General features: G+C 62.6%; 12 protein-coding genes. 6 read left to right on the top strand and 6 right to left on the bottom strand.

The window, feature by feature from the left end; all coding sequences use genetic code 11:
* Nucleotides 1-4 precede the first annotated feature (4 nt).
* From N5D61_RS12305 to N5D61_RS12285, 5 genes are all read right to left on the bottom strand, one after another.
* On the bottom strand, nt 5-1,000 hold the full coding sequence (locus tag N5D61_RS12305) for a sugar-binding transcriptional regulator (protein ID WP_279892925.1): 996 nt from the start codon (nt 998-1,000) through the stop codon (nt 5-7).
* A gap of 32 nt (nt 1,001-1,032) precedes the next feature.
* A complete protein-coding gene (locus N5D61_RS12300) occupies nt 1,033-1,914 on the bottom strand; it encodes a carbohydrate ABC transporter permease (RefSeq protein ID WP_218565101.1) in 882 nt (293 codons plus the stop codon).
* Nucleotide 1,915: 1 nt separating this feature from the next.
* Entirely contained in the window at nt 1,916-2,821 is a 906-nt protein-coding gene (locus N5D61_RS12295) for a sugar ABC transporter permease (protein ID WP_108238501.1), read from the bottom strand.
* Between the two features lie 137 nt (nt 2,822-2,958).
* A complete protein-coding gene (locus N5D61_RS12290) occupies nt 2,959-4,305 on the bottom strand; it encodes a sugar ABC transporter substrate-binding protein (RefSeq protein ID WP_108238502.1) in 1,347 nt (448 codons plus the stop codon).
* A gap of 60 nt (nt 4,306-4,365) precedes the next feature.
* Entirely contained in the window at nt 4,366-5,397 is a 1,032-nt protein-coding gene (locus N5D61_RS12285) for an alcohol dehydrogenase catalytic domain-containing protein (protein ID WP_279892923.1), read from the bottom strand.
* A 165-nt stretch (nt 5,398-5,562) separates the two neighbouring features.
* On the opposite strand from N5D61_RS12285, the gene ugpC reads away from it, so the two are divergent.
* Nucleotides 5,563-6,711, top strand: a complete 1,149-nt coding sequence (ugpC, locus tag N5D61_RS12280; RefSeq protein ID WP_279892922.1) for a sn-glycerol-3-phosphate ABC transporter ATP-binding protein UgpC — start codon at nt 5,563-5,565, stop codon at nt 6,709-6,711.
* 339 nt (nt 6,712-7,050) lie between these two features.
* Complete coding sequence (locus N5D61_RS12275) at nt 7,051-7,674, top strand: cell wall hydrolase (RefSeq protein ID WP_279892921.1); 624 nt, start codon at nt 7,051-7,053, stop codon at nt 7,672-7,674.
* A gap of 88 nt (nt 7,675-7,762) precedes the next feature.
* Here the strand turns inward: N5D61_RS12275 and N5D61_RS12270 are convergent, their stop codons facing one another.
* On the bottom strand, nt 7,763-8,614 hold the full coding sequence (locus N5D61_RS12270; protein WP_279892919.1) for a CAP domain-containing protein: 852 nt from the start codon (nt 8,612-8,614) through the stop codon (nt 7,763-7,765).
* Between the two features lie 290 nt (nt 8,615-8,904).
* Here N5D61_RS12270 and N5D61_RS12265 point away from each other — a divergent pair, with 290 nt between their 5' ends.
* The 4 genes from N5D61_RS12265 to N5D61_RS12250 all read left to right on the top strand — a co-directional run bounded on the left by N5D61_RS12265 (nt 8,905) and on the right by N5D61_RS12250 (nt 13,180).
* Nucleotides 8,905-9,561 (top strand): peroxiredoxin-like family protein, encoded by a 657-nt coding sequence (locus N5D61_RS12265; RefSeq protein ID WP_279892917.1) that lies wholly within the window; start codon nt 8,905-8,907, stop codon nt 9,559-9,561.
* Nucleotides 9,562-9,636: 75 nt separating this feature from the next.
* The gene (locus tag N5D61_RS12260; RefSeq protein ID WP_108238507.1) at nt 9,637-10,521 is read left to right on the top strand and encodes a LysR family transcriptional regulator; all 885 of its coding nucleotides are present in this window, start codon (nt 9,637-9,639) and stop codon (nt 10,519-10,521) included.
* A gap of 106 nt (nt 10,522-10,627) precedes the next feature.
* The gene (locus N5D61_RS12255; RefSeq protein ID WP_108238508.1) at nt 10,628-11,539 is read left to right on the top strand and encodes a LysR family transcriptional regulator; all 912 of its coding nucleotides are present in this window, start codon (nt 10,628-10,630) and stop codon (nt 11,537-11,539) included.
* 330 nt (nt 11,540-11,869) lie between these two features.
* A complete protein-coding gene (locus tag N5D61_RS12250) occupies nt 11,870-13,180 on the top strand; it encodes an MFS transporter (RefSeq protein WP_108238509.1) in 1,311 nt (436 codons plus the stop codon).
* Nucleotides 13,181-13,187: the final 7 nt, after the last annotated feature.

Here is a 13,187-nt window from a genome sequence, read left to right as displayed (position 1 = left end):
AGGGTCAGTTGTCGTGCGATTCGCTGGCACCGCCGAGCAATTCGAGGGCAGCGCTCTCATCGATGACCAGCTCGTGCACCACGTTGCGCAGCAAGACGGCGCGAATGATCTGCGCCTTGTAGGGCCCACCCGATACCAGCACGACTTTCTTGATCTTGCGCAGGTCTTCCGGGTCCAGCGAAATCGCACGGCGGTTCAGCGGGTGGTTGACCTCGATCCCGTCGCGGTCCAGCCAATGTCCGAGCAAGTCGCCCACCGCGCCCGCGGCCCGCAGCGAGCGCGCGTCCTGTGGGTTGACCAGCCCCAGTTCGAGCATCAGCGAACGCTCGCTGAGGTCGCCCACGGTCAGCAACGCCACGTCGGCGTTGCGCGCCTTACCCAGGACGTCCTGAACCGAGGCCTCTTCCAGGATCATCCCGCGATAGGCCTCGGAGGGCGCGAACAGCGGCGCGGCGAGGTAGTAGTAGGAGCCGCCGAACAGGGTGGCGAGGCTGGACGCGATCTCCACCGTGTTGTTCGCCGAGCCGTAATGCAGGCCCCCCAGCAGCGAGACCACCTTCATGTTCGGCAGCGGTCGGCCCTGCAGCTCACGCACCGCCTGACGCAAGGTACGGCCCCACCCGACGGCGATGGTGCAACCGTCTTGAAGGTACTCCTCGATGCTGGGCGCTACGCCAACGCCGAGCACGCGGAAGATGGTCGATGGATCGTCCGGGGAGGGCACGACGGTCACGCGTTCCAGCCCGAAATGCGCCTGCAGCCGGTCTTCCAGTTCGATGCAGGATGCCAGCGGCGAGTTGATCCGAATCTGGACCACGCCGGTTTCGCGGCAAGTCGCCAAGGCTTTGTTGACCCGCACGCGGGTGATCCCCAGGCGATCGGCAATCTGCTGTTGGGTCATGTTGTTGACGTAGTAGTACCAGGCGATGCGAATGTTCAGTTGATCCTCGGCGCTGACCGGGTCGGCGTCGGGGATCGTTTCCGGGTAGCGATTCTGCACGGCAGTGTCCTTGGCGCTCGAAGCGAGGGCGCCTACTTTACAGCGCCCATGGTCAGACCTTGTACCAAATGCTTGGAAACCATCAACGCGAAGATGATGACAGGGAACACGATCAAGGTTCCGGTGGCCATGATCTCGCCCCAGGGCAAGTCGTAGCCGCTCATGAAGCTGGTGGCGGTGACCGGCGCCGTGCGTGCGACATTGCGGGTCAACACCAGGGCATAGAGCAGCTCGTTCCAGGAAAAAATGAACGAGAAAATGGCCGACACCGCAACGCCGGGCATGGCCAGCGGCAGGGCGATCCGCCAGAAGATGGTAAAGCGCGAGGCACCGGAAAGACGCGCGGCTTCGTCCAGGTCCTTGGGTACGCCGCGAAACTGATCGGTGCAAATCCACACCACAATCGGCAGGTTGAACGTCAGGTAGACCAGGATCAGCACCAAGTGGGTGTCGATCAGGCTCAGGCTACGCGCCATGAGAAAAATGGGCAGCGCCACGACAATCGGACTGAGCATGCGGTTGGTGATGAACCAGAACCACAGGTCCTCCTTGCCGCGGAATTCAAAACGCGCCAGCGCATAGGCGGCCGGCGTGCCGAGACCGATCGCCAGCACCGTAGTGCACACGGCGACGATCAGCGAATTGCCGAGACTGTGCAGCACGTCGCGCTCGAACAGCACCTTGACGTAATTGTCGAGGTGCGGGGTAAAGGCCCACACCGGAGGCGATGCCAGCGCTTCGGCCTGGGTCTTGAGGCTCGTGGCGACCATCCAGTAAAACGGAAATACCGCGAACAGCACGATGGCCAGCAGCCCCACGACATGCCAGGCGTTGACTTTCATGCCGGGGCGAACCTGCCCGGGGCGAACCTGCTCGGGCGCAGCCACGGTGTGTGCAGCGGAAACGGTGGCCATGTCAGATCTCCCGGTAGACGAATTTGATGTACAGGCGCGCAAGCACGATGGTCAGGATCAACAATAGAATCGCCTGGGCCGAGGCGATGCCCTGATCGAACACACGGAACCCCACCCGCTGAATGTAAACGCTCACCAGCTCGGTCGCCGCACCGGGGCCCCCTCGGGTCATGGTGAATACGGTGTCGAACATCTTCAGGATGTCAGCGGTGCGCAAAATCAGAATCACCGTGGCGCTGGGCAGCAAGAACGGCAGTTGAACGTAGCGCACGATCTGCCAGCGGCTGCGGGTTTCCAGGCGGGCAGCTTCTTCGATTTCGTTGGGCACCATGGTCAGCCCGGCCAGCAGCACCAAGGCGCAGAACGGCGTCCACTGCCAGATGTCCATCAAGGCCACGGCGATGAAGGCGTTGGTGGTGTCTCCCAGCCATTCCACCGGACCCGCATCGAGCATCGCCAGCAGGGCATTGGCCACGCCGAAGTCGCGATTGAAGATCAGCCGCCCGATCAGGCCCGCCACCGCAGGGGCGGTGGCCAGCGGAATCACCAGGCTCATGCGCGCGAGCAGCTTGACCCCGGACAGGCCGGGTTTGTGCAACAGCAAGGCGATGATCAGGCCGAGGGCGAGTTGAATCGGCACCACCGTGATCAGAAACAATCCGGTGCGCCCCAGCGCACTCCAGAAGGAAGCATCTCCCAGAACGGTGAGGTAGTTATCGAACCCGATGAAAGGGGTCGCATCCTTGGGGCGGGCAAGGTTGTACTGGCGGAAGGAATTGACCAACGCGAAGACGGTCGGGAAGATCCCGATCAGCGCCAGGGCGACGGTAGCCGGCGCCAGAAAGGAAAACGCTGCCCGGGTGTTGTTCCACAACGTAGGGAACACCGGTTTTTTAGGGCTGGACATACAGATGGGTTTCTCCGGAGATCAGCTTCAGCCGCAGACATAGGGGCATGGGTGGCCCGCGATCGAGTGCCTGGCAACCGAACGCAGGCCTGCCACGCGCCGACGGCCTCTTGGCCGAAGGGCGGGGCGTGCACCGGTTATTTCAATAGCTTGACCTTGCCATCGTAGTAACCCGCTTTCTTCAGGATGTCCTCCATCTTCGTCCCGATGGCCTTGGCCCCGGCTTCGACGCTGGTCTTGCCCAGCATGATCGCCGTGCCGTTTTCGCCGACCACTTCGGAGATCTCCGGCCATTGCGGGAAGCGCGGACGGTAGTCAGGCACGCCGCCCTCCCACGACGTGACCATGGGCTGTACGAACGGGTATTTCTTCTGCACGTCCGCGTCTTTGTAGACTGACATCCGGCCACTCACGCCACCGGCTTCCAGGTACGGTTTGGCCATCGCCTCGGAGGTCACCCACTGAATGAACAGCCAGGCCGACGCTTTCTTTTTCTCGTCGGCGCTGGCATTCACCCCCAAGGAGAAACCGCCCAAGGCTGGCTTGAGGCCTGCAGGCCCCTTCGGTTCGGTGGCCACCCCCAGGCAATCCGTGATTTTCGACTTGGCCGGGTCTGCCAGGGTGCTGTAGAACGCTGACCATTCAGTGATCATCGCGACCTTGCCTTGGGCGAGGGCGTTGACCGCTTCGATATGGTCATAGTCGACGATGCCCGGTGGCATGAACTGCATCAGGTCCTGGCGGAATTGCAGACCTTGCTGTGAGGCTTTGGAGTTGAGGTTGGATTTGAAGCCGGCGTCCAGCAGCGAACCCCCGAACGGCCAGAGGAAGCGCATGAAGCTGTCGGCGGACTGGGTTTCACCTCGGCGCGACTGCAGTGCGTAGGCGTAACGGTCCTTGGCCTTGTCGGTGAGCTTGGGCGCGTAGTCCTTGAGCAATTCGTCCCAGGTCGCAGGCGGCTTGTCGAAGCCGGCTTCCTTGAGCATGCACTTGTTGTAGAACAGCAGGCCTGAATAGTTATCGAACGGCAGGCCGTAGGTCTTGCCGTCCCAGCCGCCAAAGGATTCCAGCAGGATCGGGAAGAAACCGTCGAGCTTCAAGTTCGGGTCGGCGAGCTTGGCGTCCTGAGTGAACGTGGTGATCGGTTCCAGCCAGCCATTGCCCGCGAACTCGCCGATCCAGACCACATCCGTGAGCACCACATCGAGCGGCTCACCGCTGGTGAACCTCAGCACTTCCTGCTCGCGGGTGTTTTCGTACGGGACGATTTCGTAATTGACCTTGATTCCGGTCTTTTTCTCGAATTCGGGCAGCAGTTTGATCGCCGCTGCGTATCCGGGACGGTCGAGGAAAATCGCCTTGATTTCGGTGCCCTTGTAAGGGGCCGAGGCTTCTTCCAGGGTCCAGGCCTGCGCGGCGTTCGAGCCTGCCGCCGCACTCAGGGCGACGGTCAAGGCAAGGGCATTCCATACCAGCTTCTTCATTACGTGACCTCTTTATTGTTGTTGATGAGGGTTACGCGGTGTCTGCGCTGACGCGCGTGTTCAGTCCGGGTGAGGCAGCACTACGGTTTTCAGTGCTCCATCGAGAAAGGCTGCGGGATAGCTGAAGGCTTCGCTGGCCTGTTCCAGGTCGAAGCGATGGGTGACCAGGCAATCGACGTCCACCGCGCCCTGGGCCACCAGTTGGATGGCGCGCTCGTAGACATGGCCCATGCGTCGGGACAGGCGAATGTCCAGCCCCTTGCGCCGCAGCACGGAGGCGCTCAGGGGGGCGTATTGATCGCCGTCGGGAATGCCGACCAGCACCACCCGGCCACCGATGCGGGCCGCGTGCGCGGCAATCTGAAAACCTTCAGGGGCGTTGGTCGCTTCCAGCACCAGATCGACGCCACGGCCACCGGTCCATTCGGCGATCGCGGCGTGATCGGCAGCAACCTGGTCGGCCCCCAGTTGCCGGGCCTTCTCGGTGCGGTAGTTGATCGGGTCGATGGCATAGACGGCTTTCTTGCCCAGCATCCGGGCCAGTTGCACCAGGCACAGGCCGATGGGGCCACAGCCGATGATGGCCACCGTTTCGAAGAGTTTCTTGCTGCCTGCCAGGTCCATGGCGTGAATCGCCACGCCCAAGGGTTCCAGCATGACGGCTTGAACCGGGGTGAAGTGATCCGGTACAGGGTAGACCTGACCCGGCGAGACGACGATGTACTCGGTCATCGCGCCGTGGGTGTGGGGCGGGGAACCGAGAAACTGCACGTTGGGGCACAGGTTCACATGGCCGCGCTGGCACCATTCGCAATGGCCGCAGGGTTTGGCCGGATCCACTGCGACCAGTTGCCCGGCCTTCAGGCCCAGCGTCGGGTGGTCGTCGACGACGCGTGCGGCGAACTCGTGGCCTGCGATGAATGGCTGAGTGATTCGGGCGTGGCCAATCGCGCCCTCCTTGAAGTAATGCAAATCGCTGCCACAGACGCCGACAGCGCTGACGCGAAGCAGAATCTCGTCGCCAACCGGCATCGGCACCGGCTTTTCGCCGATGCGGATGTCGCGGATGCCGTGGATGTAGGCCGCGCGCATCGCTTCACTCCTTGACATTTGTATTTTTAGAATTACAAATGATCCTAGAGCGAAACTTCTGGCTGTCAAGCAGGACGACGCAATCCGACCTGACTCCGGCGCAGTCGGTCCAGGCGGAGACACGAATGTTCGGACCCACACAACAATAATTCAGGGGACACGATTTTGACTGAGCTCAGTTTGAGTGGCGTCGAGAAAGCCTATGGCGACATCAAGGTGTTGCATGACATCCACCTGAGTATCGAAAGCCGCGAGTTCGTGGTCTTCGTCGGGCCATCGGGGTGCGGTAAGTCGACGTTGCTGCGTTGCATCGCGGGGCTGGAGAGCATCACCCAAGGCCGGATCCGAATCGGCACGCGGGACGTGACCTACCTGGAGCCTGCGGACCGTGGCGTGGCAATGGTGTTTCAGTCGTACGCGCTGTACCCGCACATGTCGGTGTACGACAACATCGCCTTCGGCCTGAAAATGCAGAAAACCCCCAAAGCGCAGATCGACGCCAAGGTGCAGCATGCCGCGCGGATTCTTCAGCTCGAACCGCTGCTGGCGCGCAAGCCCAAAGCGCTGTCCGGCGGGCAACGCCAACGCGTGGCGATCGGGCGCGCCATCGTGCATGAGCCGGAAGTCTTTTTGTTCGACGAGCCGCTGTCGAACCTCGACGCCTCCCTGCGGGTACAGATGCGCATCGAAATCGCCAAACTCCACGCCGACCTGCAGGCCACCATGGTCTATGTGACCCACGATCAGGTCGAAGCCATGACCCTGGCCGACAAGATTGTGGTGTTGAACAAGGGAGGCATCGAGCAGGTGGGTTCGCCACTGGAGCTGTATCACCATCCGCGCAACCGCTTCGTTGCGGGGTTCATCGGCTCGCCGCAGATGAGCTTTCTACCGGTTCAGGCGCTTGCAGCCACAGCCGAAGGCGTTCAGGTCGAACTGCCGGGGGGCGGATATTTACGGGTGCCGGTCAACGGCGAGAGCGTCAAGGCAGGGGATTCGCTGACCCTGGGATTGCGTCCGGAGCACCTGTCCGAAAACGCAGGGGGCGATGCGCAGATTCCGATCAAAGCGTTGGTGGTCGAGCACTTGGGCGGAGAGACGTTCATCCATGGCCAGACGCCTGGCGGTCACGATTTGATGATCAAGGGTGACGGCCTGTCACAGGTTGCCGTCGGGCAGGCGTTGTCGATCGGCGTGGCGGGTCCGCGCTGTCACCTGTTCGACGGGCAAGGCCAGGCGCTGGCGCACCTGCGGCATTTCACCGAGCAGGGCCCGGAAACCGAGCGACACAGCCCTGCCCGGGTATTTCCCTGAAGGTCAGCATTGTGGTCGGCCCGGTTCAGCCGACGACGGAATCCCAGCGTATTTTCCGTTCGATGTGGCAGGGTCAAAACGAGTGAGGGGTGATCGGCGGGGCGTTTGCATGAGCGTCGCCGAAGGCCGATTACTCACTCGTAGAAAAATGGAGTTCGGCCGTTTCTCCGCCACGCGCGGCGCGCTATGCTTCACCGCGATTCCTCAGCGTTTCCCGACACCACTCCATCACTTGTCGACGGTCACTTGCGTTGTTCCGACTCTGCCGCGGGCGCGGTCTTGGCGCTGCGAAGCCGTGAGCGGGTGCAGGGCCGCTCGCCTTACGCAAAAGGTTCGACGATGCGTTTCATCTACCTTTCGATCTGCCTGGGCATCGCCAGTATCCCGACCCACGCCATTGCCATGGAAACCCCGCCGCAGCCCGAGGCCGTCGTCGACAAGGCCCAGGCGCTAGAGGAGAAGGCTGCCGAAAAAGACGGCTCGCCGCCGGCCGTCCCCAGAAGCGAAACCATCAGCCGGGTCGAAGCTCAGATCGTGGACCCCGCCGGTGCGCAGCCGGTGGATGATGCGCTCGTTTGCCTGTCGCGAACCCTCTATTGGGAGGCCAAGGGCGGTACGGACGCGGACATGGAAGGGGTGGCCGATGTGGTGCTCAACCGCCTCGGGCATGAAGGCTACCCCAGTACCATTTGCGCGGTGGTCAAGGAGGGTGCAGATAAAAAAGCCTGCCAGTTTTCCTGGTGGTGTGACGGCAAATCCGATCAGGTCAAGGAAGATGACCGTTATGCCGCCGCCAAGGAAATTGCCCGCAAGGCCCTTAACCAGCAATTACCCGACCGCACCCGAGGAGCGATGTATTTCCACGACCGTCACGTGAAGCCCGCCTGGGCGTCGACGTACGTCAGGACGGCCGAGACCGAGAAATTCCTGTTTTACAAACCTCGGGACGGAAAGGCGAAATGATGCGGCAAGGTGCAGCGGGGCACCGTCGCTACACCCTTTTTACGCGCGAGGAGGCGGAGTCCGTGGGGGGCGGGCCTCGAAGGCGGCCCTATTGCTGCACGCCGAACAGGGCCGTCCAGTAGATCCCGGCATCGCTCTTGGGGTCCACCGCGTAAGCCGCGCCCAGTTCCTTGAACGCGGGATTCATGATGTTGGCGCAATGCCCGGGACTGGCCAGCCATCCTTCCACGACCTTGCGCGCACTGTCCTGGCCGGCGGCGATGTTTTCACCGATGGCCTGGCCGATGTAACCCGCCAGTTCGGCGCGGTCCCCTGGCGTACCGCCGTTGCGGCCTTTGTGGTCGAAGTAGTTGTTGTTGGCCATGGAGCGGGTGTGGCCTTCCGCTGCGCTCGCCAGTGCGTCATTCCAGCTCAGCGGTGAGGCCGGGCCGTAAGGCTGCCCGCCGCATTGATGAGGGACACTGCGGGCAGCATTGATCAGGCCGAGCATTTTCTGCCCTTCGGCTTGAGCGTTGCCGAGGCCGCCGGCCAGCAGCGGCCGGGCCAGCACGATACGCCAGTCGCGGTCGTTACGGCTGACGCCGATGTCGACGAACTGTGGATTGAGCACCACTTGGCAGAAGCTTTCCTGGATCGCCTTCATCGCCGCCGGTGCATCACGCGGGCCGGACAGGCTGATGGCTTGCACCGAGACCATGGGGTATGAAGCCCGGGCCAGCATGGGTTGCAGGTCCACCGCGCCGCTGGCCGGCAGGTTGAGCCGGGGGTCGATGTTCAGCGGTGGAAGCTCCTGGGACACCACGTTGGCGCAGGGCTGGGCCTCGCTGCGATACGTGTTGATGGTCTGAATCAACTGGGATTCTTCGCTGGCCAACTCCGTCCCGGTCGCCACCAGCAGCCACGAAACCGTCGCCAGGCGAATGAATGATGTGAAGCGCATGAAGATCTCCCTTGAACTGGCTGCCGCCATGATGCGCGATTTTGCCTGAGTCGAAATAGTCTGAGCTGAAGATTCGGCGGAGGTTGCAACGCGATGGCCGCTTTTTGCAATCCCGACCGAAAAACGCCTGTGAAGGGAGGTGCGCCAACGGGTAGCGGCTCATCTTGGCGCCCACTTGCATCGCCATTCCCGGCAGGCATGACTGATATGGCCGTCGGCTGTCTACTGGGGGTAGCCGGGACTTGAGAGGATGAACTCACCACCTGTTCATCACCCACAAGGAATACATCATGACCCTGCAAGCCACCCTGGACGCCTTCAAAGCCGATTTCGTCGCTGGCAAGCCTCCGTACAACGCACCGCCTGAAGTGCACGCAATCATGAAGCGTGCCACCGACCAGTTGATCGCGTCGGGTCAGGCCGAGCGGGCGTTGGGCGTCGGTGACAAGGCACCGGTGTTCACACTGAACGACCCGGATGGCAACCCGGTGTCCTCCACCGACCTGCTGGCCAAGGGACCGCTGGTTATCAGTTTTTACCGGGGCGTCTGGTGCCCATACTGCAACATGGAACTGCAGGCCCTCCAAGCGGCGCTTCCCGAGTATCTGGCCCTCGGCGCGAGCCTGGTGGCGATCTCTCCGCAGGTGAAAGCCAACAGCCGCAAATCGGTACGCCAGAATCACTTGACGTTCCCGATCCTCAGCGACGTCAAGAGCGAGGTCGCCCATGCGTTCGGCTTGCGCTTCAACCTGCCGGATTACCTGATCGATCTGTACAAGGGCTTTGGCAATGACTTGCCTACGTTCAACGATGACCCGGCCTGGGTGCTGCCGATGCCAGCGCGTTTCGTCATCGGTCAGGACGGTCTGATCAAGTATGCCGAGGTCAATCCGGATTACACTCAGCGCCCTGAACCCACGGATCTGCTGCCTGCACTGCGCGGCTGATCATCACCTTCGCGCAACGCCGTCACCGTGGGTGGCGGTGTTGTGCGTTGAGCTTCTGGCTGAGAAGGAGCCTGAATGGATCGTCTGGCGGCAATGGAAACCTTTATCTGCGCGGTGGAAACCGGCTCGTTTTCGGCGGCGGCCAAACGTCTGGGGGTGGGCCAGCCTGCGGTGTCCAAGTCCATCGCTTCGCTGGAAGAGGCGCTTGGCACGCGCCTGTTGTTGCGGACCACCCGTGGCCTGACGCCCACCGAAGCCGGACAGACCTATTACGAGGCGGCGCTGCTAGCCGTCGACCAAGCGAACGCGGCCGATGCCGCGGTTCGCGGAATCGGTGCGGGGTTTTCGGGACGGCTGCGGGTGAGCGCGCCGGTGACCTTCGCCAGCCTGCGGATCATGCCATTCCTGGGGCCGCTGCTTCAGCAGCATCCGCAACTGACCATCGAGATGGTGCTGGACGACCGAAGCGTCGATCTGGTGGAAGAGGGGATCGACGTGTCACTGCGCATGGGCGTGCTTGCGGACTCCTCGATGACCGCGAAGAAAATCGCGCAGGGGCGACGGCGGATCCTCGCCACCCCGGCGTATTTCGAATGCCATGGCTTGCCGAAGCATCCCGATGACCTCGCCAGCCATCACGCGATCCTCTATCACCGCGGCGGCGGTGGCGAGACCTGGGCAATGGGCAACGGCGATGAACAGCGCACCGTGACCATGGCGGGGCGCCTTAAAGTGTCGGCGGCCGAGGGCGTGCGCGCCGCGGTGAAGGCCAACCTCGGTCTGGCCATGGCCTCGGAGTGGATGTTCGCTCCCGAACTGGCCCGCGGTGAGGTGGTGACGGTACTCGATGACTGGTCGCTGCCGCCGATCGACCTCTGGGCCGTGTTCCCCGCAGGTCGCATGACCAGCGCCAAGGCCCGGGTGTTCGTCGATTATGTGGCGACGTTGATGGCGCATTGAGCCGAGACAGGCGCCAGGCTTCTGTTTTCCTCGAGTGCCCCATGACAAGCGCTCGCGCTTGTGCGCAAATGCCTGCTCCGGGCGACTACCGTGGGCAGAGCGAACGATGCAATTGGAATGGCTGGAAGACTTCATCGAACTGGCGCGCACCCGCAGCCTTTCCCGGGCGGCGGAGATTCGTTGTGTGACGCACCCGGCCTTCGGGCGGCGCATTCGTGCGCTTGAAGATTGGGTCGGGGTCCCGCTGATCGAGCGTAAGCAACCCCTGTCGCTCACCCCCGCGGGGGTATTGTTTCTGGACGCCGCCACCCAGTCGATGGAACTGCTGCTGGCAGCACGCGCGCAGTTCCGCCATCTGGGCATGAACCGTGACGAGCCGCTGCGCATTGCCACGGGGCGGACCTTGGCCCGGGTGTTTTTCCCGGACTGGTACCAGTCGCTGCACGATCGGATCGGCGCCTTTCCCGTGTCGTTGGTCACCGGCGGTGCCCAGGAGGCGATCGCCAAACTGACCGCCGGGGAAGTTGACCTCCAACTGATTTTTTCCAGCCCCTTGACCCGGATCCTGATCGACAGCGAACGTTTCGACTCTCGAGTGCTGGCTCAGGAAGAACTCCTCCCGGTCAGCGCACCGGATGCGCAGGGCCGCCCCTTGTTCTCGATCCAGACGGACAGCGAGCTGTCGAGCATCCCTTGGCTGGGTTTTTCGCCGACGCTGTCGTTGCGAGGCGTGTTGGCCCAGCACCTGGCACGGCTGCCTCACCGGTTGGCGTTGCGGATGATCTATCAGGCCGATTCCTACGAAGCGATCCTGGAGATGGCACTGCGCGGTGGCGGGTTGGCGTGGCTGCCGGGCATGGTGGTGAAGGAGGCATTGGCCGCCGGCGAGTTGCTGATTGCAGGTGACCCGGAGATGCGCATCGGTTTCGACATCTCGCTGCATCGGTTGCGCTCGAACCGCAGTGAGCGGGTGATGAGGGTCTGGGAGGCATTGAGCCCGGAGCCTCAAACGGCCTAGGCCACCGCTTCAAACAGGCGGATGCCGCCGACCCGCACAGCAGCACGGTGCACTGTTCTTGTGCGGGGCAGAACAATCGGCATGCCCTCGGCCAGCGCCGACCCCCATCACTGCGGCCCCGTGCCGAATAGGCTCAAGCCTGTGCCCAATCGGCAATTGTCCTGCTTCCACGCCTGATTCACTGTGCCCTTGGGCCGGATGGCCAATGAAGGCGCAGACCTTCAATCGCCGTCCGGTTGTTTTCACCCAATAAAAAACTGCCATCGGTTCGCATGCCCTGCGTTCGCGAACGTGATCGTCAACAGTGAAACAGACCCGGAAGCCACTTTCATGACCCTCCATTCCTCTACCGTGAATACCGTTGCGAGGCCCGCTCGACGAGGCCCGTGGAAAGAAATCGTCGCGGCCAGTTTCGGCAACGCACTGGAATTCTACGACTTGCTGATCTACGGCTACTTCGCGGTGGTCATCGGTAAGCTGTTCTTTCCGTCGGACAATGAAACCACCTCGCTGCTGCTGGCCGTCGGCTCGTTCGGCATCTCGTTTCTGATGCGACCGCTGGGCGCCCTCGTGTTGGGTTCCTACGCGGACCGCGCCGGACGCAAGGCGTCGTTGACACTGTCCATCCTGATCATGCTCGTTGGCACCGCGCTGATTACCTTCACCCCGTCGTACCAGCAGATCGGTCTGGCGGCGCCTTTGCTGATCATCGTTGCCCGGATGTTGCAGGGCTTCTCCACCGGCGGCGAATTTGGTGCGGCGACGGCCTTCATGGTCGAGCACGCCGATGCCAGCCGACGCGGCTTCTTCGCCAGTTGGCAGTTGTCGACCCAAGGCCTGGCGACGGTATTGGCCGCTGGGGTCAGTGCGCTGCTCAGCCATGTGCTGACTGACGTGCAGCTCAACGATTGGGGCTGGCGCGTGGCCTTCGGTATCGGGCTGCTGATCGGGCCGGTCGGGTTCTACATCCGCAGCCAGATCGACGAAACCCCGGATTTCCAACAGGTGGCGACCCGATCCGAAGAGAAGACCCCGTTGCGCGATGTCTTGACCAAAGGCCGCGACAGCCTGCTGCTGGCCATTGGCGTGGTCGCAGGCGCAACGGCGTTCAACTACGTGCACAAGCTGTACATGCCGACCTATGCCCTCAAGCAACTGCAGATCGCGGCCACTTCTTCGTACCTGGGCGCGTTGGTCACGGGGGTGACGCTGATGTTGATGGCGCCGGTGTTCGGCAGCCTGTCGGACCGCTACGGGCGCTTCCGCGTGCTGACCTTGGCGTTACTGATCACCGGGCTGTCGTCGTACCCGATGTTCCTCTGGTTGAACCACTTTCCCAGCGTTTCGACGTTGCTGTGGGTCCAGGCGGTGGTGGGCGTCTTGATCGCCGCGTGTCTGGGGCCGATCCCGGCCATGCTCGCCGACATCTTTCCCACCCGTATCCGCGGCACGGGCCTGGCGCTGAGTTACAACTTCTCGGTCACGCTGTTCGGCGGTTTTGCGCCGCTGATCGTGACCTGGATGATCGAGGCCACGGGCAGCAAGCTGGCGCCCAGCTTTTATGTGATGGCCACGTCGCTGGTCAGTGTCATTGCCGTGATCCTCCTGGGCCGTCGCATGCATCGGCACGCGCCAGCCTGAACCCCCT

The organism is Pseudomonas sp. GD03842 (genome assembly GCF_029841165.1).
In the GTDB taxonomy this organism is placed as follows: Bacteria; Pseudomonadota; Gammaproteobacteria; order Pseudomonadales; family Pseudomonadaceae; genus Aquipseudomonas.
The sequence above is the reverse complement of the archived record's forward strand: the minus strand, read 5'-3'. Positions and strand labels throughout refer to the sequence as shown.